General features: G+C 62.5%; 21 protein-coding genes. 10 read left to right on the top strand and 11 right to left on the bottom strand.

The genetic code is table 11. The annotated features are described in order from the left end of the window. Positions 1-196: 196 nt before the first annotated feature. Positions 197-1,492: an N-acetylmuramoyl-L-alanine amidase gene (locus AC0L2Z_RS22905; RefSeq protein WP_473629368.1), complete on the bottom strand. Its 1,296-nt coding sequence runs from the start codon at positions 1,490-1,492 to the stop codon at positions 197-199. A 688-nt stretch (positions 1,493-2,180) separates the two neighbouring features. Here AC0L2Z_RS22905 and AC0L2Z_RS22900 point away from each other — a divergent pair. Next, positions 2,181-5,225, top strand: coding sequence for an Rne/Rng family ribonuclease (locus AC0L2Z_RS22900; protein ID WP_473629367.1), 3,045 nt, complete (start codon positions 2,181-2,183; stop codon positions 5,223-5,225). 93 nt (positions 5,226-5,318) lie between these two features. Here AC0L2Z_RS22900 and AC0L2Z_RS22895 read toward each other — a convergent pair whose 3' ends face one another. Then, positions 5,319-6,248 (bottom strand): glutaminase, encoded by a 930-nt coding sequence (locus AC0L2Z_RS22895; protein ID WP_023798153.1) that lies wholly within the window; start codon positions 6,246-6,248, stop codon positions 5,319-5,321. A gap of 4 nt (positions 6,249-6,252) precedes the next feature. Continuing rightward, positions 6,253-7,401 carry a pyridoxal phosphate-dependent aminotransferase gene (locus AC0L2Z_RS22890; protein ID WP_473629366.1) on the bottom strand — a complete coding sequence of 383 codons (1,149 nt, stop codon included), beginning with the start codon at positions 7,399-7,401 and terminating at the stop codon, positions 6,253-6,255. Positions 7,402-7,599: 198 nt separating this feature from the next. Here AC0L2Z_RS22890 and AC0L2Z_RS22885 point away from each other — a divergent pair, with 198 nt between their 5' ends. The 6 genes from AC0L2Z_RS22885 (at position 7,600) to aat (ending at position 13,152) form a co-directional block, all read left to right on the top strand. Further along, on the top strand, positions 7,600-8,994 hold the full coding sequence (locus tag AC0L2Z_RS22885; RefSeq protein ID WP_023798155.1) for a M48 family metalloprotease: 1,395 nt from the start codon (positions 7,600-7,602) through the stop codon (positions 8,992-8,994). A gap of 118 nt (positions 8,995-9,112) precedes the next feature. Further along, positions 9,113-9,916: a DsbA family protein gene (locus AC0L2Z_RS22880; protein ID WP_128168521.1), complete on the top strand. Its 804-nt coding sequence runs from the start codon at positions 9,113-9,115 to the stop codon at positions 9,914-9,916. A gap of 306 nt (positions 9,917-10,222) precedes the next feature. After that, positions 10,223-10,657: a type II 3-dehydroquinate dehydratase gene (gene aroQ, locus AC0L2Z_RS22875; RefSeq protein WP_128173250.1), complete on the top strand. Its 435-nt coding sequence runs from the start codon at positions 10,223-10,225 to the stop codon at positions 10,655-10,657. A gap of 26 nt (positions 10,658-10,683) precedes the next feature. Beyond that, on the top strand, positions 10,684-11,142 hold the full coding sequence (gene accB / locus AC0L2Z_RS22870; RefSeq protein ID WP_023798158.1) for an acetyl-CoA carboxylase biotin carboxyl carrier protein: 459 nt from the start codon (positions 10,684-10,686) through the stop codon (positions 11,140-11,142). A gap of 19 nt (positions 11,143-11,161) precedes the next feature. After that, positions 11,162-12,505 (top strand): acetyl-CoA carboxylase biotin carboxylase subunit, encoded by a 1,344-nt coding sequence (gene accC, locus AC0L2Z_RS22865; protein ID WP_473629365.1) that lies wholly within the window; start codon positions 11,162-11,164, stop codon positions 12,503-12,505. A 29-nt stretch (positions 12,506-12,534) separates the two neighbouring features. After that, positions 12,535-13,152 (top strand): leucyl/phenylalanyl-tRNA--protein transferase, encoded by a 618-nt coding sequence (aat, locus tag AC0L2Z_RS22860; RefSeq protein ID WP_473629364.1) that lies wholly within the window; start codon positions 12,535-12,537, stop codon positions 13,150-13,152. A gap of 25 nt (positions 13,153-13,177) precedes the next feature. Here the strand turns inward: aat and AC0L2Z_RS22855 are convergent, their stop codons facing one another. From AC0L2Z_RS22855 to AC0L2Z_RS22845, 3 genes are all read right to left on the bottom strand, one after another. Then, positions 13,178-13,546 carry a hypothetical protein gene (locus AC0L2Z_RS22855; RefSeq protein WP_473629363.1) on the bottom strand — a complete coding sequence of 123 codons (369 nt, stop codon included), beginning with the start codon at positions 13,544-13,546 and terminating at the stop codon, positions 13,178-13,180. Positions 13,547-13,664: 118 nt separating this feature from the next. Next, the gene (locus AC0L2Z_RS22850) at positions 13,665-14,258 is read right to left on the bottom strand and encodes a DUF2155 domain-containing protein (protein WP_473629362.1); all 594 of its coding nucleotides are present in this window, start codon (positions 14,256-14,258) and stop codon (positions 13,665-13,667) included. A gap of 160 nt (positions 14,259-14,418) precedes the next feature. After that, a complete protein-coding gene (locus tag AC0L2Z_RS22845) occupies positions 14,419-14,817 on the bottom strand; it encodes an NADH:ubiquinone oxidoreductase subunit NDUFA12 (protein WP_023798164.1) in 399 nt (132 codons plus the stop codon). Between the two features lie 249 nt (positions 14,818-15,066). Here AC0L2Z_RS22845 and panB point away from each other — a divergent pair, with 249 nt between their 5' ends. Further along, positions 15,067-15,909, top strand: coding sequence for a 3-methyl-2-oxobutanoate hydroxymethyltransferase (gene panB, locus AC0L2Z_RS22840; protein WP_473629361.1), 843 nt, complete (start codon positions 15,067-15,069; stop codon positions 15,907-15,909). A 13-nt stretch (positions 15,910-15,922) separates the two neighbouring features. Further along, positions 15,923-16,774, top strand: a complete 852-nt coding sequence (panC, locus tag AC0L2Z_RS22835) for a pantoate--beta-alanine ligase (protein ID WP_473629360.1) — start codon at positions 15,923-15,925, stop codon at positions 16,772-16,774. A 152-nt stretch (positions 16,775-16,926) separates the two neighbouring features. Here panC and AC0L2Z_RS22830 read toward each other — a convergent pair whose 3' ends face one another. From AC0L2Z_RS22830 to AC0L2Z_RS22810, 5 genes are all read right to left on the bottom strand, one after another. Next, positions 16,927-17,379 (bottom strand): phasin, encoded by a 453-nt coding sequence (locus AC0L2Z_RS22830; RefSeq protein ID WP_027154463.1) that lies wholly within the window; start codon positions 17,377-17,379, stop codon positions 16,927-16,929. Between the two features lie 253 nt (positions 17,380-17,632). Continuing rightward, positions 17,633-18,121, bottom strand: a complete 489-nt coding sequence (locus AC0L2Z_RS22825; protein ID WP_128168559.1) for a GNAT family N-acetyltransferase — start codon at positions 18,119-18,121, stop codon at positions 17,633-17,635. Positions 18,122-18,125: 4 nt separating this feature from the next. Further along, a complete protein-coding gene (gene gatB / locus AC0L2Z_RS22820; protein WP_473629359.1) occupies positions 18,126-19,625 on the bottom strand; it encodes an Asp-tRNA(Asn)/Glu-tRNA(Gln) amidotransferase subunit GatB in 1,500 nt (499 codons plus the stop codon). Positions 19,626-19,969: 344 nt separating this feature from the next. Continuing rightward, positions 19,970-20,401 (bottom strand): CBS domain-containing protein, encoded by a 432-nt coding sequence (locus AC0L2Z_RS22815; RefSeq protein WP_023798170.1) that lies wholly within the window; start codon positions 20,399-20,401, stop codon positions 19,970-19,972. Positions 20,402-20,487: 86 nt separating this feature from the next. After that, positions 20,488-21,261: a rhomboid family intramembrane serine protease gene (locus AC0L2Z_RS22810; protein WP_473629358.1), complete on the bottom strand. Its 774-nt coding sequence runs from the start codon at positions 21,259-21,261 to the stop codon at positions 20,488-20,490. Between the two features lie 420 nt (positions 21,262-21,681). On the opposite strand from AC0L2Z_RS22810, the gene AC0L2Z_RS22805 reads away from it, so the two are divergent. After that, entirely contained in the window at positions 21,682-22,320 is a 639-nt protein-coding gene (locus AC0L2Z_RS22805; RefSeq protein WP_091591271.1) for a PAS domain-containing protein, read from the top strand. Positions 22,321-22,385 lie beyond the last annotated feature (65 nt).

The following is a 22,385-nucleotide window of genomic DNA, read 5'->3' as shown; positions in this document are numbered from 1 at the left end:
GGTTCGGGAATTGCCTAAACGAAGCCGCCTTTCGCGCAAGCTTTCGAGACGATCCCGACCGGTAATCGAAAATCCATGTCGCCACCATGTGGGCAAAATGCGGCAGCCTGGAATTTCGGCTTCGAATGGCGAAAATATAAGTGCAAAGTGTTGTCGTCGTGCAACGCTGCCTCTGGTTGTGGCGATGGCGGGCATCTCAGCCTCCGGTTCCGGCTCCGGCCTTGGCTGAAGCGAACAGGGCGATGGCATTGGTTATGCTCTGGGCCGCCTTGCTGCGCCAATCGGCGCTGAGCAGTTGCGCCTCGTCCTTGGCATTCGACAGATAGCCGAGTTCGACCAGCACGGAGGGAACATCCGGCGCCTTCAACACCTTGAAGCTGGCCGAACGCTGCGGATTGTTGATGAGGCCGACGCTGGTGGAAAGCTGGCCGACCAGCGTTTGGGCAAAGCTCATCGAGAAACTGTGCGTCTCGCGGCGAATCAGGTCGATCAGGATGTCGGTTACTTCCTTGTTGTCGTCCTTGATTTCCATGCCGGCGAATTGGTCGGAAAGGTTTTCACGGTCGGCGAGCGCCTGCGCTTCGGGATCGGAAGCCTTGTCGGAGACGGTGTAGACGGTAGCGCCGCGAAGGCCCTTGACCCTGATGGTGTCGGCGTGGATCGAAATGAGCAGATCGGCCTCGTGCTGGCGGGCAATGCGCACGCGGTCGTCCAGCCGCAGGAATTGGTCCGTCTCGCGCGTCATGAACACGTCGTATTTGCCGACTGCGGCGAGTTTGTCCCGCAATTCGGTGGCGAAAGCGAGCGTGACGTTCTTCTCGACGGTGCCGTTCATGCCCTCGGCGCCGCCGTCGATGCCGCCATGGCCTGGATCGATGACGACGGTGAAGCGATGGCCTGGATTGGAGACCGGGCCGGTGCCGACCCTGCCGCCCTTGTCGGAGGAGACCGTCGAGCCGGTGGTCAACGCCTGATTGGCAAGAGCGGCGTCGAACTCCCGCACGGACGCCGCCGACATGTCGATGGCGATGCGGTAGCCGTTGCCGTCATCGTTCTTGAGCACGTCGAACCTGTCGACGGCGAACGGACCCTTGCCGGTGAGAATCAGCCGCGACACGCCCTCGCCGAGATCGCCGTAGCGCACGCTCCTGACCAGGCCGCGCGCCTTCACGTCCTTGGCATTGATGGCGAATCTCGTGCTTGGCAGGTCGACGACCAGACGGTGGGGGCCGCGCAGCAGGAACCATTTGACGTCGGGCTCACGATCGAAATTCATGACGATGCGCATCTTGGTGGCGTCACCGGCCATTTTGTAGCTCGTCACTGCCAGCGGCGCGTCGGCGGCAAAGGAAACTGGCGAAAGAGCCAGGCAAACGACAACCAGCAACAGCAGACAAGCAGCGCGGAAGAAGTGGGCAGCGCGGAAGTAGGCGGCGTAGAAAAAAATGCCTCCGGCGCGACCACTCATGTGCGTGAAGACTGCCAGTCCCATCTCTTCCAGTCGCTCCGGTTTGGCGTGAGACGCCCGATCCTGTTGTCGGCCAATCTTGCTTGTCGGAGTGTCGTCGTCTTGTCGAAACGCCGGTCAGGCCGCGAACTCGATTAACGGTTGGTAACCAGAGAAGGTTAACCAAGCCTTTTCACGCAACGCTTAAAGCCGTGCTTCCGTTGCGGAACTGCATTTTGCCGGCATCGGAAATCGGGGTTGCCTTCCAACCCGCCAAATCATAAAAGCGATGGTGGATCACTGCAATCCTGGAGCCGTCCTTCTCCGCAGCTTCCTGCTACAGGCGAGATGAACGACGGCTCCTTTCGCGTCAGGCGAAAAAGGCAACAGGTGATCGCGACGAATTTCGCAGGTGTAAGCCCGTGGCGGGGGAAGCGCCTGCGTGAGGAAAACGGCCGGGATTGTCCCGCGCCGGCTCTGTACGAGCAAACAAGCTGGTCCGGTTTTCCCGGGCTTTGGTTCAAAAAGGTTCTGCTGGTTACGATGGCTTCAAGCGCAATCATGGAAAGGTCCGCAGCAAACCGCGCCATTATGGCTGCGGGCGGCACCGCCATGGCGCTCAGGCAGCGGCCGGCGGACATTCAATTGCCCGGCACCCATGTTCATCCACACTCACAGCGGCGGGCTTTGCCTCGCAAGCTGCGGCTGACGGCTGCCGGGGGGAAACGAAATAATGCCCAACAAAATGCTGATAGACGCCTCCCACCCGGAGGAAACACGAGTTGTCGTCGTTCGCGGTAACCGTATTGAAGAATTCGACTTTGAATCCCAGGACAAGAAGCAGCTCAAAGGAAATATCTACCTCGCCCGCGTAACCCGCGTCGAACCCTCGCTTCAGGCAGCCTTTGTCGAATACGGCGGCAACCGTCACGGTTTCCTCGCCTTCAGTGAAATTCATCCCGACTACTACCAGATTCCGGTCGCCGACCGTCAGGCGCTGCTGCGCGCGGAAGCGCAGGAGGCTGAAGATGAGGACGATGAGGACGGCGATGGCGACGATCGCCAGACCCGCGATCGCGGCCGGCGCGGACGCCGCCGCGGCGGCAAGAGCCGCGACCGAGGCGAACACAAGCGTGATGCAGGTGCGGCCGATTCGGACGCTTCCGGCGATTCCAATGACAGCGGGTCCAACGACAGCGGCTCCAATGAGGGCGGCGAACACGGCGAGGATGCGGTCGCGCAGAACGTCGATGCCTCAGAAAAAGTCGACACGCCGTCCGCTGCTTCGGAACATGGCGAGGATGTCGCCAGTCATAGCGAGGCAAGTCCTGATGAGACGAGCCGCGACGAGACGAGCCGTGACGAGAAGACTGGCCGTGACGAGACGAGCGATGACGAAACTGGGCCTTCCGAAGGCGGTCCGAATTCCATCGCCGCCAGCATCGAATCGGATGTGATTTCCGAAGCCGTGCCGCAGGCTGATGCGGCCGGCGAAGCCACCTCCACCGACAATGATCGCGGCATGCTGGAAGAGGTGCAGTCATCGCATTCGGATGACCATGAGGTCGAATCGGTCGGCGCCGAGGATGCGCTGGAAGAAGCGCGCAACCGCCGCAAGCCGGTGCGCCGCCAGTACAAGATCCAGGAAGTGATCAAGCGCCGGCAGATCCTCTTGGTGCAGGTCGTCAAGGAAGAGCGCGGCAACAAGGGCGCGGCGCTCACCACCTACCTGTCGCTTGCCGGCCGCTATTCGGTGCTGATGCCGAACACGGCGCGCGGCGGCGGGATCTCGCGCAAGATCACCAACGCGCAGGACCGCAAGCGGCTGAAGGAGGTCGTCGCCGATCTCGAAGTGCCGCAGGGCATGGGCGTCATCCTGCGCACGGCCGGCGAAAGCCGCACCAAGGCCGAGATCAAGCGCGACTACGAATATCTGATGCGGCTTTGGGAAAACGTCCGCAACCTGACGCTGCAGTCGACGGCCCCTGCCCTCGTCTACGAGGAAGGCAGCCTGATCAAGCGCTCGGTGCGCGACCTCTACAACAAGGACATCGACGAGATCCTGGTCTCCGGCGAAGAGGGCTATCGCGAGGCCAAGGATTTCATGCGCATGCTGATGCCTAGCCACGCCAAGGTCGTGCAGCCGTTCCGCGACACGACGCCGATCTTCGTGCGCAACGGCATCGAGGCGCAGCTCGACCGCATGCTGCAGCCGCAGGTGACGCTGAAGAGCGGCGGCTACATCATCATCAACCAGACCGAAGCGCTGGTCGCCATCGACGTCAATTCGGGCCGCTCCACCAAGGAGCACTCGATCGAGGACACAGCGCTTCACACCAATCTGGAAGCGGCCGAGGAGGTCGCACGGCAGCTGAGGCTGCGCGATCTCGCCGGCCTGATCGTCATCGACTTCATCGACATGGAGGAGAACCGCAACAACCGCTCCGTCGAGAAGCGGCTGAAGGATCACCTCAAGAACGATCGCGCCCGCATCCAGGTCGGCCGCATCTCGCATTTCGGCCTGATGGAGATGTCGCGCCAGCGCATCCGTGCCAGCGTGCTGGAATCGACGATGAAGCCTTGCCCGCATTGCGGCGGCACCGGCCATGTGCGGTCCGATTCGTCCGTCGCGCTGATGGTGGTGCGGGCGATCGAGGAATTCCTGCTAAAGGATTCGCGCAGCCACATCACGGTGCGGACGCCGGCGGCGACCGCGCTCTATGTGCTCAACCACAAGCGCGGCACGCTGGTGGAGCTCGAAAACCGCTTCGGCCTGACCATCACCGTCGAGGCCGACGATACGGTCGGCGCCCAGCACTATGCGATCTTCCGCGGCGCGCTGGCCGAAAAGCCTGAAGGCTTCGTCGAGGTGCGGACCTTGCCCGCCTATGTCGAGCCGGAAGAGCCCGCCGACGAAATCGTCATCGGGGAGGAGGAAGACGAGGTCGTTGCACCGGCGGAACAACCGCGCCAGGCGCAGCAGCCACAGCAGCCAAGGCCCAGCGAGGATGGCGAAGGCCGCGACCGCAAGCGCCGCAAGCGCCGCAGACGGCGCGGCGGCAAGGATCGCGACCGCGAGCATGGCGCCCCCGTGGAAGGTGCGTCCATCTCGGCCACTGCCGATGGCGTCTCCGAGGCGGCAAGCGATGAAGGCGCCGAAGCAGACCACGAGGACCAGGTCGGCGTCACCGAGGCGGTGGAAGCGTCGGATGACGGGCAAGAGCCTGAAGGTCGGGAGCCTGATGAAGGTCCGGAGCCTGACGAAGGTCTGGGCAAGAAGCGTCGGCGCGGCAAGCGCGGCGGCAAGCGCAATCGCCGTGAAGACGGCGAAGGCGAGGTCGATGCAGGCACTGCCGAGGCGGCTGACCGTCCCGAGGTCTTGGAGGCCGTCTCCGGCGAACCGGCAGCAGCAACGCCGGTCGAAGCCACGCCGGTCGAAGAGCCTGTGGACCTTGCTCCGGCCAATGACGACATGCCAAGCGCCGAAAAGCCGAAGAAGCCGCGCCGCGCCGCCAAGCCGAAGAAGGCTGCGGCGGACGTCGTTGCCGAGACGCCGGTAGCCGAGCCGGAAATTTCTGCCGAGGCTCCCGCAGCTGTTTCGGAGGAAACAGCCGTGGCCGCCGTCGACGAGAAACCGAAGGTCCGCCCATCGCGACGCAAGCCCATACCGGTCGATGCTCCGGTTGAGCCGATCGTGTCCTCGACTGTTGCCGAAGAGGAAAAGACCGAGGAGAAGCCGAAGCGTGCCGGCTGGTGGCAGCGGAAAGGCTTTTTCTAAGCTTTTCGGTAGTTCAGCCTGATCTTTTGAACAAAAAAATCCCCGCTGTCCTGTCGACAGCGCGGGATTTTCTTGTCTGAAGCGGGCAAATCTCTATGGCGCGAAAACCGACCAGTTCATCATCTTCGCCAGCCTTTCCAGCGCAATCGAACCCAGCCTGGAATTGCCGTTGGCGTTGAGGCCGGGCGACCAGACGGCGAGCGAGGCCACGCCCGGGACGATCGCCAAAATGCCGCCGCCGACGCCGCTCTTGCCGGGGATGCCGACGCGGAAGGCGAAATCGCCTGAGCCGTCATAGTGGCCGCAGGTCAGCATCATCGCGCCGATGCGGCGCGCGCGCTCGGCCGACACCACGGAATGGCCAGTCGCCGGGTTCTTGCCGCCATTGGCGAGGAAGCGGCCGGCCAGAGCCAGTTGCCGGCAGCTCATCGCGATGGCGCAATGGTGGAAATAGACGCCCAGCGCCAGATCCGGCGCGTGGCTGAGATTGCCGAAGGACTTCATGTAGTTGGCGAGCGCCAAGTTGCGAAAACCGGTGGCTCGTTCCGAAGCCGCGACCTCGCGGTCGATGATGATGGTCTCGTCGTCGGCCAGGAACTGGATGAAGCGCAGGATCTCGCCGATCGCCTCGCGCGGCTGGTGACCGGCGAGCAGAATGTCGGAAATGACGATGGCGCCGGCATTGATGAACGGATTGCGCGGAATGCCGTTTTCGTGCTCGAGCTGGACGATCGAGTTGAACGGGTTGCCCGAAGGCTCGCGCCCGACACGCTGCCACAGCGCGTCGCCGACATTGCCGAGCGCCAGTGTCAGCGTGAACACCTTCGAAATGCTCTGGATCGAAAACGGCTCATCGGCGTCGCCCGCCATCAGCACGCGACCGTCATTGGTCACCGCGGCAATGCCGAACTTTTTCGGATCGACCTTGCCGAGCTGCGGTATGTAGGTCGCGACGTCGCCGCGATCCGTGCGCTCGGCCATTTCGGCGGCAATCTCGGTCAAAGCCTGCTCGAGGTCCGGCATCACGCTATCTCAGCCAGCGCTCGATGCGCATCATCGCCTCGACCATCTCGTCGTGGCTGCCGGCGTAGGAAAAGCGCATGGCTCGATGGCCTTGAAGCGGATCGAAATCGCGGCCGGGCGTCGCCGCCACATGCGCCTCGGCCAGCATCTTGCGCGCGAAGGCCATGCTGTCGTTGGTGTGCCTGGTGACATTGCAGAAGGCGTAGAACGCCCCGTCCATCGGTGCCGCCAGGGTAAAGCCGAGTTCGGGCAGGCGTTTCATCAAAAGCTCGCGATTGCCCGCGTAGCGCGCCTTCACAGCCTCCAATTCCGCGGTTGCCTTGAACGCCTCGATCGCGGCGATCTGGGACAGTTCCGGCGGTGAGATGTAGAGACTCTGGGCGATGCGCTCGACCGGCCGCACCAATGGTTCCGGCAGCACCATCCAGCCGATGCGCCAACCGGTCATGCAGTAGTATTTCGAGAAGGAATTGATCACCGTCACGTCAGGGCCGCAGGCAAGTGCTGTGCTGTCCGGCGCAGCGTAAGCCAGCCGGTGGTAGATCTCGTCGGAGATCACGGCGATGCCGAGCTCTTGTGCCGTCGTCACCAGCGCCAACAGCTCGTCGGCGGGGATAATCGCCCCGGTCGGATTGGCGGGGCTGGCAAACAACACGCCCTTCAGATTCTTTTCGCGATGCGCAGCCTTCAGATGTTCGGCGTGGAGATAGGCATCACCGTCGAGCTCGATCTCGACGATCTCGATGCCGAGCGCGGCCATGATGTTGCGATAGGCCGGATAACCGGGTGCGGCGATGGCGACACGGTCGCCTGGATCGAACATCGCCAGAAATGCCAGGTTGAAGGCGGCCGACGATCCGGTGGTGACGGCGATCCGGCCGGGTGAAACGGCCAGCCCATAGTGGTCGGCATAGTGCTGGGCGATATTCTCGCGCAGGCCCGCAAGACCCAATGCGTCGGTGTAGCCGATGCGCCCCATCTTCAATGCGTTCGTCGCCGCTTGCCTGACTCCGGCCGGCGCCGGATCGGACGGCTGGCCAACGGCCATGGAAACGACCGGCACGCCCGTGGCCTTCAGCCGATTCGCTTCCGCCAGAACGTCCATGGCGTGGAACGGCTCGACGTCGCCGCGACGCGAAAGCGATACAACCATTTGACCTCATTTTCCTTGTTGGCCCTTTGGGTCGGCCCTTTGAGATCGGCCCTCGGGCCGGCGCTTGCCGGCTGCCGGCGCCGAGCTTTGGCGTCCCGCGCCGCACAAATGCCCGATTGATGTGAGGATCACAAGTTCAGTAAAAGTTTCAGTGCCGACTTTTCATCCTTCACCCGCTCGTCTACCAGTGGACCTGCCATGTTGAGCCGACCCAAATCGACGATAGCCAGGGCAGCGCGCGCCTTCGCGACGCTTTCGCTTGCCGCGACGGTCGCTGTGAGCAGCACCGTCAGCGCTTTTGCGCAAAACGTGCCGGTGGTGCGCGATGCCGAGATCGAGGCGCTGGTGCGCGCCTATGCGCGGCCGATCTTCAGGGCCGCGGGCCTGCCGGAAGACGGCGTCGACATCGTGCTGGTCAACGACCAGAGTTTCAACGCCTTCGTTGCCGGGTCCCGCCTGTTCATCAACACCGGCGCCCTGATGTCGGCGGAGACGCCCAACGAGATCATCGGCGTCATCGCCCATGAAGCGGGCCACATCGCCGGCGGCCACCAGCAAAAATTGCGCAACCAGCTCGAACGCGCCAAGACGATGGCCATCATCGCGACGCTGCTTGGCGCCGGTGCCATCGTTGCCGGCGCCACCAGCAAGAGCCGGGGCCTGGCCGGCGCCGGCATGGGGGTTGCCGCTGGCGGTGGCGAGATGGCGCAGCGCAGTATCCTCGCTTATCAGCGCACCGAAGAGATGACCGCCGACCGCTCGGCGATAACCTATCTCAATGCCACCGGCCAGTCCGGCCTGGGCATGCTGAAGACCTTCGGCCGCTTTCAGAGCGCACTTTCGCTGTCGGGGGCGCAGGTCGACCCCTACCGGATCAGCCATCCGCTGCCGCGCGAACGCATCGCCAACCTCGAAGTCCTGGTCAAAAAAAGCCCCTACGTCGAAAAGGTCGATCCGCCGGCGCTGCAGCAGCGGCACGACATGATGCGCATCAAGATCGCTGCCTATATGGGAGGTCAGGCCGCCGCATCGCGGCTGATGCGCAAGATGCCGGGCAGCCTCGCCTCGCAATATGGCGACGCGCAGACGAGCTATCTTTTCGGCAATCTGGCCGGGGCGCTTGCCAAGACCAACGCGCTGATCAAGGCACAGCCGAAGAACCCCTATTTCCAGGAATTGCGCGGCGACATCCTGATGAAGGCGAACAAACCGAAGGCTGCCGCGGAAGCCTATGCCAAGGCGGTCAGCCTCGACCCAGCGCGATCCGGGCTGCTGCCGGTTTCCTACGGCCAGGCGCTGATGGCAGTCGGCACGCCCGATTCCCTGGAGAAAGCGGTGGTGCAGATCAACAAGGGTCTCGCGCGCGACCGAGAAAACGCCGTCGGTTACCGCCATCTTGCGCAGGCCTATGGCGAGCTTGGCAACATTCCGGCCGCCGACCTTGCGACCGCCGAAGGCCATTTCTATTCCGGCGCCTACAAGGATGCCAAGATCTTCGCAATGCGCGCGCAGATGAAAATGAAGCGTGGCGAGCCGGGCTGGATCCGCGCGCAGGACATCATAAACTACGCACCATCAGGCAAGAAAAAGTGAACCTTCCGGCCGTGCGCGGCGACAAGTGGTTGGACCAATCGGGTAGTCGAACCAATCGGGTAGTCGGGCCAATCGGGTCGGACAACCCGGCCGGAAACCAGGCAAGAGGATCAGGATGATGAAGAAGGCAATTCTGCTGGGCACCACGGGCGTGGCGGTCGCTCTCGCCATGCTGGGTTTCGGGTTCGTGACCGGAAGTCCGCAGACGGCAAAGGCCGATGCCGCGCAGATCGCCCAGGCAGCCTCCGCCGACACCAAGATCGACCGGGCTGAAGTCGAAGGCATCATCCGCGACTATCTGCTGAAGAACCCGGAAGTGCTGCTGGAAGCTCAGGAGGCGCTCGAGGCCAAGCAGAAGGAGGCGCAGCGCGTCGCCAGTCTCGACGTCATCAAGGATGCCAAGGACCAGATCTTCAACTCGGCCTTCGACGGCGTCGTCGGCAATCCGAACGGCAAGGTCACCATCGTCGAATTCTACGACTACAATTGCGGCTACTGCAAACGCGCCATGGAGGACATGCAGACGCTGACGACAGCCGATCCGGATCTGCGCTTCGTGCTCAAGGAGTTCCCGATCCTCGGCCCGGATTCGCAGAAGGCAAGCGTCGTCTCGATGGCCTTCCACCTGATGATGCCGGAGAAATACGGCGAGTTCCACAACGCGCTGCTCGGCGCCCAGGGACGCGCCACCGAAGCGGCGGCCATCAAGGTAGCGCTTTCGCTCGGCGCCGACGAAGCGACGCTGCGCGAGAAGATGAAGGATCCGTCGATCGCCGAGGCCCTCTCCAAGACCTATGATCTTGCCAACAAGCTGGCCATCACCGGAACGCCTTCCTATGTGGTCGGCAACGAGGTGGTGTTCGGTGCGCTCGGCCAGGACGTGCTGGCGGAGAAGATCGAAGCGGCCAAGGCCGCACTCTGATCGGCGGCTGGCTTTCGGCGCAAGCCATTTTCCGCCTGTTGTGGACAGCGAAAGAACCCACTTGCGCTCTTTTCGCAGGCGTCTAAGCCCATTATAGAGGCCCGGTGCGCCGACTGATGCCGGCGCTGATGTGGTGGATTTGAAGTTCCTGCTGCTTTGGTGGCGTCAGTGTTCAGGAACTTTAAATCCACCACATCAGAAATGTATAAATTGCCAGTGTGGCTTTGAAGCCGAAATTCCTTCAAAGCGCTGCTCCAAGGTATTGCGAATTTCGGATTCGAAACCACACCGGGAAAGGTCGGCATTTTGAAAACGGTTTTCGTCCTGAACGGTCCCAACCTCAACGCGCTCGGCAAACGCGAGCCCGGCATCTATGGCGGCAAGACGCTGGCCGCGATCGCCGACGATTGCAAGCAGGCAGGTGCGGCACTTGGGCTCGAGATCGATTTCCGTCAGTCGAACCATGAGGGCGACCTCGTCGACTGGATACAGGAAGCCGCCGACAAGGCTGTCGGCATCGTCATCAATCCGGGCGCCTACAGCCACACCTCGATCGCCATTCACGACGCCATCCGCTCCGTCGCGCCATTGCCCGTCGCCGAAGTTCATCTTTCCAACATCCATGCGCGGGAATCATTCCGCCACGTCTCCATGGTCTCGCTGGTCGCCGTCGGCGTGATCTGCGGGTTCGGGCCGCTCGGCTACACACTGGCGCTGCAGGCGCTGGCCGCACGCCTATGACCGGCCAACAAACAGAAGGCTCGAAAATGTCGATAAAAAAGAATGGTGTTGACCAGCAGCTTATCCGCGATCTGGCGGGCATACTGAACGACACCAACCTCACCGAGATCGAGGTCGAGCTGGGCGACTTGAAGGTGCGTGTGTCGCGACAGGCGCCGGCCGTCCATGCGGTCGCCGCAGCGCAGCCCGCCTATGCGCCGCCGGCAGCGCAGCCGGCTGGCGCAGCCGCCCCGGCAGCGGCCGACGTGTCCAAGAACGCAGTGGCCTCGCCGATGGTCGGCACCGCCTACCTGGCGCCATCGCCCGACGCCAAGGCGTTCATCGAAGTCGGCCAACAGGTCAAGGAAGGCCAGACGCTGCTGATCATCGAGGCGATGAAGACGATGAACCAGATCCCCTCGCCGCGTGCCGGAACGGTGACGGCGATCCTGTTCGAGGATGCGCAGCCGGTCGAATACGGCATGCCGCTCGTCGTGATCGAGTAGAGCCGGGAACAGCCGAAAAATGTTCCAGAAAATCCTCATCGCCAATCGCGGCGAAATCGCTCTGAGGGTGCTGCGCGCCTGCAAGGAGCTCGGCATCCAGACGGTGGTGGTGCATTCCACCGCCGACGCCGACGCCATGCATGTGCGGCTCGCCGACGAGAGCGTCTGCATCGGGCCACCGCCGTCGCGCGACAGCTATCTCAACATCCACCAGATCGTCGCGGCGTGCGAGATCACCGGCGCCGACGCGGTGCATCCGGGCTACGGATTCCTGTCGGAGAATGCCAAATTCGCCGATATCCTCGCCGCGCACAACATCACGTTCATCGGCCCGTCCGGCGATCACATCCGCATCATGGGCGACAAGATCGAGGCCAAGCGCACCGCAAAGCGCCTCGGCATTCCGGTGGTGCCCGGCTCCGACGGGGCGGTCACCGAGGAAAAGGAAGCCAGACGCATCGCCGCCGAGATCGGCTATCCCGTGATCATCAAGGCGTCGGCCGGCGGCGGCGGACGCGGCATGAAGGTGGCGCGCAGCGAATCCGATCTTGTGGTCGCACTGCAGACGGCGCGCTCGGAAGCCGGTGCCGCTTTCGGCGACGACGCCGTCTACATCGAGAAGTATCTCGAAAAGCCGCGCCACATCGAGGTCCAGGTGTTCGGCGACGGTGCCGGCCGCGGCGTGCATTTCGGCGAACGCGACTGTTCGCTGCAGCGCCGCCACCAGAAAGTCTGGGAAGAGGCTCCCTCGCCGGCGCTCAATGCCGAGGAGCGCGCGCATATCGGCGGCGTCTGTGCCAGGGCGATCGCCGATCTCGGCTACTCCGGCGCCGGCACCATCGAATTCCTCTATGAGAACGGCGAGTTCTACTTCATCGAGATGAACACGCGCCTGCAGGTCGAGCATCCGGTGACTGAGGCAATCACCGGCATCGACCTCGTGCACGAGCAAATCCGCGTCGCCTCGGGCGGCGGGCTTTCCATGCGCCAGGAAGAGATCCGCTTTCAGGGCCACGCCATCGAATGCCGCATCAATGCCGAGGATCCGCGCACCTTCACCCCCTCGCCCGGCACGATCACCCACTTCCACACGCCGGGCGGCCTCGGCATCCGTGTCGATTCCGGCGTCTATTCCGGCTACAAGATCCCGCCCTACTACGACAGTTTGATCGGCAAGCTGATCGTGCACGGCCGCAATCGCGTCGAATGCATGATGCGGCTGCGGCGGGCGCTCGACGAATTCGTCGTCGACGGCATCAAGACGACGCTGCCGCTGTTTCGCGATCTCGTCGGCAATGCCGATATCGCCAATGGCGAGTATGACATCCACTGGCTGGAAAAATATCTGGCCGATGAGGATTAGGACGTGAACTTATAGAATATAATGACGCGATGACCCGTCCCTACGCGCCAGGCTATCGCATCCCGACCGACCTGTTGCTCAAGGCCTACGCCTCGGGCGTCTTTCCGATGGCCGAAAGCGCCACCGATCCGGAAGTGTTCTGGGTGCGGCCGGAGACGCGCGGCATCATCCCGCTGGATGGTTTTCACACGCCCAAAAGCCTGAGGAAGGCGATCCGGAAAAACCTGTTCGATATCCGTTTCGATTTTGATTTCGAAGCGACCATCGACGGCTGCGCCGAGAGGCGCGAGGAACGCCGGTCGACCTGGATCAACGCGCCGATCCGCGAGGCCTATGTCGAACTCCATCGGATGGGCCATTGCCATTCGGTCGAAGCCTGGCGCGAGGGTCGGCTGGTTGGCGGCCTCTACGGCGTGTCTCTTGGCCGGGTGTTCTTCGGCGAAAGCATGTTCGCCAGGGAAACGCACGCGTCGAAGGTCTGCCTGGTGCACCTGGTCGAACGCCTGAAGGATCGACACTTCGCCTTGCTCGACACGCAGTTCACCACCGAGCACCTCAAACGCTTCGGCGCGGTCGACGTGCCAAGGGGCAAATACGAAAAGATGCTGGCCGACGCGCTGAAGGGCGAGACGGTGTTTTTCCCATGATCTGCGCCAAAGGTCGGGTTTTTGGTCAGGTTTTTGCGGCAGGCTCAAGAGGCGTGTGCGCGTGGAACATCATCTTCCAGCCGTTGACGCGATGGACATAGCCGGTGCTGACCAGCGCCGCATAAGGCTCGCCATTCTCGCGCGTGGCATGGGCCTCATAAGTCAGCATGACAATGTCGCTGCCCGGCTCGATGATGCCCTTGAGGTCGATGTCGAGATCACGCCAGCGATTTAGGCCCGTCGCGGTTTCGGCCAGATCGGCGTTGCTCATCGTTTGCGCCATCTGTGGGAAAGCCACCAGGCATTTGGTGTCGGCATTGGCTTTGAAATAGGCAGCGTCGCCGGCCCAGAACCCTTTTTCGAGATCGAGGAGTTCGTTCTTGTTGGCCATCATGGGACATCTCCGTAACACCAGCCATGACCAACGCACGGAGAATAAGGCGGTTCCGGAAGGCTCAGTAAGTGATTGCGAACGGGCGATCCCGCACGCCAGGCATTATAACTGGTCTTGGCTAATTGGTTTTGACCGCGTCGGGTGCCGGCACCTCCGACTTCTGCTTGCAGCCCTTCAGCCAGACGTCGTAGACGGCGTGCTCGACGGCGTTGAGGCCGGGGCTTTCGGCAAACATCCAGCCGGTGAAGATACGGCGGATCTTGCGATCCAGCGTGATCTCGTCGACCTCGACGAAAGAATCGGTCTTCGGCTCTTCGGTTTGCGGCCGCGAATAGCAGATGCGCGGCGTCACCTGCAAAGCGCCGAACTGCACCGTTTCGTCGATATAGACATCGAACGTGATGATGCGGCCGGTGATCTTGTCGATGCCGGCGAATTCGGCGACAGGATTGGTGATGCGTTGTGGCGCCGCCGGTGCCGCCGGCGCCACTGTCGCATCCGGTTCCATTGGCGCATCCGGGTCCACTGGCGCATCCGGGTCCACTGGCGCCTCAAATTCCGTCGGCGCCCCCGGGTCCACTGGCGCCTCAAATTCCGTCGGCGCCCCCGGGTCCACTGGCGCCTCCAGCGTCTGAGCGGCGGCCATGGCGCAAGCGACAAAAGCGGCGGCCGTCGTCAGTCCGCCCATCGAAATTCGGCTGAAAATGCTCATGCAGGGATCCGGTGGTTTGCGCCCGGGGTGATTCTGTCGCGCCCAAGGCTAGTCGCTGCTGTCAGATCGACAAGCAGCTAAACGCCAATTGTGGCGATAAAGGATCGATCCGCCCTTGGCGAGCGGTTAGACTCGCCAGAGCGAATTTCGAACCAGTCTCTTACGACCCCGGCGTCCAGGCGTCGTAATCGCCGGTCACCTGCGGGCGGTGCTGATTGCTGAGTATGGAACCCTTGGGGCGATAGGCGGCGGCACTTCCGGTGAGGTTCGGCTGATGCGGCTTCTGCCAGTCGCGTGGCTTGTAGGTGTCGCTCGTCGGCGGGACATCGACGCGGTGATGCATCCAGCCATGCCAGCCGGGCGGAATCATCGAGGCTTCCGAATAGTCGCGATAGATGACCCAGCGGCGGGTGCGGCCTTCCGAATCGACACCACCCTCGTAGTAGACGTTGCCAGCCTCGTCCTGCCCGACTTTCTTGCCATGCCGCCAGGTGTGGAAGCGCGTGCCCAGCGTCTGGCTGTTCCACCAGGTGAAAAACTGCAGAAGGAAAGTCTTCATCCAAAATCCTCGCGCGCCAAGTCCTCGCGGCGGCAGCGGTGGCGCCTGTTCCTGCTTATGGCGTCAGGCCGTCGCCAAGGCAAGGGTTTTGCCGCACGAGCCACGCAAATGGCCGTCGGAAAACCGACGCACAGTGGCAAGCCTTTCGCGTCCTTTCGAGGCATGCCTTGCCAAGGCTGCCTGGTCTTTCTAAAGCTCAGCGCGCCGCATGCAGGTACCCAGCCTGATTGACGGTTGAGGGAGGGAATGATGGCCCCAGACGCATCCGGCGCCGATCCGCGGATCAGTGCCAGCTCCATTCGCCTACGCAAGGGCGGCGAGCCGATCGTCTGCCTCACCGCCTATACCTACCCCATCGCTCGCCTGCTCGACGATCATGTCGACCTGCTTCTGGTCGGCGACAGCGTGGCCATGGTTCTCCATGGCCACAAGACCACGCTGGGCGCCTCGCTGGAGATGATGATCGCCCACGGTCAAGCGGTGATGCGAGGGTCAGCCAAGGCCTGCGTGGTGGTCGACATGCCGGCCGGAAGCTATGAGGCGACGGCGCGCCAAGCCGTGGCCTCGGCGCGGCGGGTCGTCGGCGAGACCGGTTGCCAGGCCGTCAAGCTGGAGGGCGGCGTCACGGTTGCCCGACAGATTGCGGCGATTGTCGCTGCCGGCATTGCGGTCATGGGACATATCGGCTTGCAGCCGCAATCGGTGGAAAGCGACGGCGGCTACAGGATCAAGGGCCGGACCGACGAGAATGTGGCTGCGCTTTATCGCGACGCCGAAGCGGTCGAAAAGGCCGGCGCGTTCTCGGTGGTCATCGAAGGCACCGTCGAGACCGTCGCCGCCGACCTCACCCGCCACATTTCCATTCCAACCATCGGCATCGGCGCCAGCGGCGACTGCGACGGCCAGATCCTGGTCATCGACGACATGGTCGGCCTGACCGTCGACCGGGTGCCGAAATTCGTCAAGCAATATGCCGACCTGCGCAGCGTCATATCGCAAGCGGCAGCCAGCTATGCAGCGGAGGTGCGCAGCCGGACATTCCCCGGCCCGAGCCACGTTTTTTCGGCCGCGCCCGACAAGAGCGAACCGTGAGCCGGGGCGAAGCATGAGCGGACCTCTCGTCATCGAAAGCGTCGCCGCCCTTCGCGCGCAAATCCGCGACTGGCGTCGCGATGGCCTCAGCCTTGCCATGGTGCCGACCATGGGTGCGCTGCATGACGGCCATATCTCGCTGATCAGGATCGCCCTGGAGAAGGCCGATCGCTGCGTCGTCTCGATCTTCGTCAACCCGACCCAGTTCGCGCCGAGCGAAGATCTCGACAAATATCCGCGCCAGCTCGGCCGCGACCTCGATCGGCTGGCCGAGGCCGGCGCACAACTTGCCTTCACCCCTGGTGTGGCGCAGATGTACCCGGCCGGCTTCGCCACCAGGATCTCGGTCGGCGGCCCAGCCGCCGGGCTGGAATCGGATTTCCGGCCGACCTTCTTCGACGGCGTCGCAACCGTCGTGGCAAAGCTCTTCCTGCAGGCGTCGCCCGACTGCGCGGTCTTTGGCGAAAAGGATTATCAGCAGCTTTGCGTCGTCAGGCAGCTCTGCAGCGATCTTGATCTGCCGGTGGACATCATCGGCGCGCCAACAATACGCGACGCGCACGGGCTCGCCATGTCGTCACGCAACGCCTATCTCGGCGAAACCGAGCTCGCGGTGGCGCGCCAGCTCAACACCATCTTGCGCCGAACGGCGGCGGCACTCGCGGCAGGCGCGGATGAAGGCAGTGCGACTGCCGAGGCCAGCCGCGCGCTGGTCGAGGCCGGCTTCGACAAAGTCGACTATGTCGCGGCGCGCGAGAGCCTGACGCTCGCCCCGTGGCGGCCAAACCGCGACGGACGCCTGCTCGCAGCCGCCTGGCTGGGCAAGACCCGGCTGATCGACAATGTGGAAGTTCCCTCCGCCTGAAGCGCGTGCCGTTTGGATGGATTCATGCGACGCGCTTCAAGTTGTTGCTTTGATGCATGTCGTTATTGCAAAACCGCTTCGCACCCTCGGTTCAAGCCCGAGGGCGTGCTTTTGCGCGACATGCCTTAGGGCCAATCAGGCATCAGGGCCAATCAGGCGACCTTGAGATCCTTCATCGCCTTCTCGTAGACATCCTTGATCGGCTTGGATACGTCTTCGGCGGCTTTCGTCGCCGCCGCCTGAAGCTCCTTGCTCTGCTCGACCGTCTTTTCCACCTGCTTGCGCAAGAAGTCTGTCTGCAATTCGACGAACTCGGAGGGCGATTTCACGGTAACCAGGGCTTCGAGGTGAGAAAAGCTGGCCTCAACATTTGCGCGCAAAGCGGCGATCGTCTTCAGCGACAGCTCATTGCTAGCGGTCTTGGCTGTTTCGAAGGATGACTCAAGAGCCTTCTGGGTCGCCTCGGCGCCGGTCGCCAATTTCGATAAGGCTTCTTTCGATTGCTCGACGCCCTTTTCGGCGACAGCACGGAACTGATCGGTTACCTCGGTCTGGACTTCTGCATTCTCAACGTTTTCAGCAGTTTTGTCAGCGGTCTTCGTCATAGTTTCCATCCTTTGCGGTGGGCGACCTTTGTAGAAAGGCCGTCTCGTTCATCTAGAACCTGACGTTACGGCATCTGCAGTGCATTGCAATATTTTTGTGCGTCGCACCATGATTTTTGCCTCAGCGTTAGCCACCGGTGAATTTCTACCTTCGGGCGTGTTTTTTGCGGACCGCGATTCCGCAATTCAGCCCGCAACCGACCGGCGCAGCCCCGTAAAAACGCAACTGACTGCGACCTGTCAGGCCAGGCATCTATTCGATCGCCTTTTCCAAAATCAACGCCGGCAGCCCTGAGCCACCGCCACAGTCAGCAGTATTCCCGGCTGGCAAAAACCCTTTCGAGCGATAGAAGGCGACGGCGGGAGCATTTGCCTCTTCCACTTCGACACGCAGCGTCCGCGCCTCGGGAAAGCTGGCCTCGACCTCTTCCAGCAGCGCCTGGCCGATCCCTTGCCTCTGGCAGGCCGGATGCACGTAGAGCTGGTTCAGCATGACGATCCTCGCATCCGTGGTGGCTGCGGCGAACGCCATGCCGCCAATGCGGTTGCCGTCGTCTGCGACCAGGAATTCGGAGTTCGGCCGTGTCAGCCGCGCCTTGAGCGAGGCGATCGAATGCCATTCATCTGTTATCTCAGCGACTTTGGCAGCACCATAGATGGCGTCGTAGGTGGCGTGCCACGTTTCGACCAGCAGCGCCCGGACCGCGGCAAGATCGCGCTCGCCAGCGGTGCGAACGAACATCATCCTATTCGATCCCGAGCTTGGCCTTGACGAGGTCGTTGACGGCCTGCGGGTTGGCCTTGCCGCCAGTCGCCTTCATCACCTGGCCGACGAACCAGCCGCCCATGCCCGGCTTGGCGCGCGCCTGCTCGACCTTGTCGGGATTGGCTGATATCACCTCGTCGACCGCCTTTTCGATGGCACCGGTGTCGGTGACCTGTTTCATGCCGCGGTTTTCGACCAGCTGGCGCGGATCGCCGCCTTCGTTCCAGACGATCTCGAACAGATCCTTGGCGATCTTGCCGGAGATGGTGCCCTCTTTTATCAGGTCAATGACCGCGCCGAGCTGATCGGGCGAAACCGGAGCATTTTCAATACCCTTGCCGGCTCTGTTCAAGGCACCGAGCAGATCGTTGATGACCCAGTTGGCGGCAAGCTTGCCGTCGCGACCAGCGGCCACCTTCTCGAAATAGTCGGCGACCGCCTTTTCCGACACCAGGATCGAGGCGTCGTAGGTCGACAGGCCGAGCGAGGAGATCAGCCGCGCCTTCTTGGCGTCGGGCAGTTCAGGCAGATCCTTTGCCAGCGCATCGACATAGGCCTGGTCGAATTCCAGCGGCAACAGGTCGGGATCCGGGAAATAGCGGTAGTCGTGCGCTTCTTCCTTGGAACGCATCGAGCGGGTCTCGCCCTTGTTGGGATCGAACAGCCGCGTTTCCTGGTCGATCTTGCCACCGTCCTCAAGGATGGCGATCTGGCGGCGCGCCTCGTAGTCGATGGCCTGGCCGATGAAGCGGATCGAGTTGACGTTCTTGATCTCGCAGCGCGTGCCGAATTCGCCGCCGGGCCGGCGCACCGAGACGTTGACATCGGCGCGCAGTGAGCCTTCGTCCATGTTGCCGTCGCAAGTGCCGAGGTATCGCACGATGGTGCGCAGCTTGGTGACATAGGCCTTGGCCTCGTCGGCGGATCGCATGTCGGGCTTGGAGACGATCTCCATCAGCGCCACGCCGGAGCGGTTGAGGTCGACATAGGACATCGTCGCATGCTGGTCGTGCATCGACTTGCCGGCATCCTGCTCCAGATGCAGGCGCTCGATGCCGACCTCGATGTCCTCGAACTCGCCCTGCCGGTCGGGACCGACGGAGACGATCACCTTGCCCTCGCCGACGATCGGCTGCTTGAACTGTGAAATCTGATAGCCCTGCGGCAGATCGGGATAAAAATAGTTTTTCCGGTCGAAGACCGATTTGTGGTTGATCTCGGCCTTCAGCCCGAGGCCGGTGCGGATCGCCTGCTTGACGCATTCCTCGTTGATGACCGGCAGCATGCCCGGCATCGCCGCATCGACGAGGCTGACATTGGCGTTTGGCGGCGCACCGAACGCCGTCGAGGCGCCGGAGAACAGTTTTGCCTGCGAGGTCACCTGCGCATGGACCTCGAGGCCGATGATGATCTCCCAGTCGCCGGTGGCGCCTGATATCAGGCGCTTGGCGTCGGGTGTGCGGGTGTCGATGAGGGTCATGGCGGCCTGCGCGTTATCGGTGACGGAATTCACGTGAATTCGACGTTTAAAGTGAAGTCATCAGCTAATGCAAACCGCAAAAGGAGACAAGCGTGAAGCCGCAGGCTGGTAGGGGCAACCGTTATTGGAAACGTTTGCGCTGCCCCTCACCTGCCTGCCGGCATCCTCTCCCTGTATAGTGACGGGGAGAGGGGCGCCCGCATCAACGATTTCGCCAATCTCCATTGTAGCAAGAAAAGCCGCCAAGGCTGCGGCCGGCCCCTTCTCCCCGTCACTATACGGGGAGAAGTGCCCGGCAGGGCGATGAGGGGCGGCGCCGACTTCGACAAAACTTGCTGGCGATCTCACGCCGTCGCGATATAGGCCCTGATCTCTGCGGCCTCGCGCTCGACATCCTCGATGCGCCGCTTGACCACGTCGCCGATCGACACGATGCCGTCGAGCAGGCCGTCCTTTTCCACCGGCAGATGGCGGAAACGGCCACTGGTCATGATCTCCATAACCTCGTTGACGGTGTGGTTCTCATTGCAGATCTTCACCTTGGGGGTCATCGCCGAACGCACCGCGATATCCAATGCGGCGGCCCCTTCCCTGGCGAGGACCCGCACGACGTCGCGCTCGGAAAGGATGCCGACGATCTTGTGATCACCATTGGTGATGACCAGCGCACCGATCCTGTGCTCGGCCAGGATGCGAATGGCCTCGCTCAGTTTTTCGTTCGGCCCGAGCGTCAACACGTCGTGGCCCTTCTGCTCGAGAATTGCCTTAACAGTCATGGCGTCCTCCTCAGTTTACCTTGCCGGTTCCTGCCCTGACCGGCTTTCCCTAGTGCCAGACATCGTGCGCCGCGATCGATTGGTTTTCAAGTGCGGCGAGGCTCAGGCCCTGAACTCGTCCGCCTGCTGCTGCGATCGAAAGCCCGCAGGCCGAAGAAGCCGGCGACGAAACCGCCAATATGAGCCTCCCAGGCGATCTGGCTGTCGATGCCGGGCGCGAAGGCAACGAGGCCGGTGGCGAGATTGATCACCATCCAGATGGCAAGAAAAGTCACAACGCCGCGCGAGCGGAACACCGCCGCCATCGGCAGCGGCGCGCCGGCGAAGGCGGCTTTGCCGGACGAGCGGTCGGTGCGGAAGCCGAAGCGCGCGGCGGCCCCCATCATGCCGGAAATCGCCCCCGATGCGCCGACCAGCGGCGCCTCGCCGAGCGGATGCACGGCCCAGAACAGCACCACCGCCGCCAGCCCCGTCGCGGCGAAGAAGAGGCTGAAACGAAGCGCGCCGAAGCGGTTCGCCAGTGGCGAGCCGAAAGCCGCCAGCCACACCATGTTGACGGCCAGATGAGCAAAGCCGCCATGCAGGAAGGCATAGGTGAAGGGCCGGGAAAACAGGAACCAGTCGAAGCCATATTGGCCAGTATAAAGAACTGGAATGAAGGCCGCATCGTACAACAATGTCAGCAGCTGGCTTTGGCTAAGCACGTACTCCTGCATGAGATAGAGGACGACGCAGATGCCGATCACCGCCAGCACAACGGGCGGCATGTTGAAAACCGGCTCGCGGCGCGGCTCCGGCTCATGGCCGACAGGTCCGCCCTCGCCCTGTTCGATTTCCGAGGGGCTTGCTGGTTCGCTCATATGGCTCGCACTCAGTCGCTGGTTTCGACTTCGCGAGCATGTAGATCACGGTCACCCGATTCACAAAGGGCGAATCGCCCCACGCAAATCAAAACGGCGCGAATCAAAATTGGCGCGAATCAAAAAGAAGCCGTCCAAGGTTGCCCTTGAACGGCTGGTCGAGCCCCCATGCTCCCCCAAACTTTTGACTGAAATGCTGCCGATCGCTGCGAAACGACCGCTTCTGGAGTGGTTTTAACGTGCCACGGGCCTGGGCGGAGCGCAACGTAAACCACTTGTTAACCTTAACGGCCCCGACCCGTGAACAAGTGTTAACGATGCTGGCACGCATCCTGCTCCGCAACGCATGTAGGTCCTCGGAGGGCGCCCTTCTGTTCACCGATGGGACATCAGACGACAGATTGCGCGGAGCAGCATAACATGAACCAGAACGGATCGATCACGCTGTTCCATTATTGGAACCGGCTGCGTGACGGGCGCCCTGCCCCGAAGCGTTCGGAAGTCGAGCCGGCCGATATCAAGTCGCTGCTGGCCGACACATTCATCCTGGAAAAGGATACGCGCGGCGAAGCGGTATTCCGGCTCGCCGGCACCAGGCTTTGCGCGGTCTATGGCCGTGAACTCAAGGGGTTTTCCTTTCCCTCGCTGTGGCGCGAGAAGGACCAGCGGCTTATCTCGAAACTGATCCAGGGCGTCTTCGATCAAAAATCCGTCGTGCTCATCACCTATGAAGGTTTCAGCCGCACCGACCGTTCCAGCAAGTTCGAGCTGCTCGCCCTGCCGCTCGACGGCGGCGTCGACAATCCGCGCTGCCTCGGCGTGATAAGCGCCGCTGAAAAACCCTTCTGGCTGGGCGCGGATCCGATCGCCGACGCCCTGATCGATTCGATCCGTCTCGTCGATCCGGAGAAGGAACCGAAATTCCTCAAGAACCGGCCGGCCATCGACGTTCCCTCGCTTGTCCCGTCGGAACTCGATCCGTCCCAGACGATTTCGGCGCTCGGCCAGGCACGCCGCATCCGTCATCTGGTCGTATTCGACGGCGGGCGCGGGGAATAATCCAAAATCCTAAAGTAGCGGCGTCAGGCTTTCCCCTTTGTTAACCCGCTTCGCTGTAGCTTTCC

The organism is Mesorhizobium sp. WSM4850 (assembly GCF_055811735.1).
Note: the sequence above shows the minus strand (reverse complement) of the source record. Positions and strands in the feature narration are given on the sequence as shown.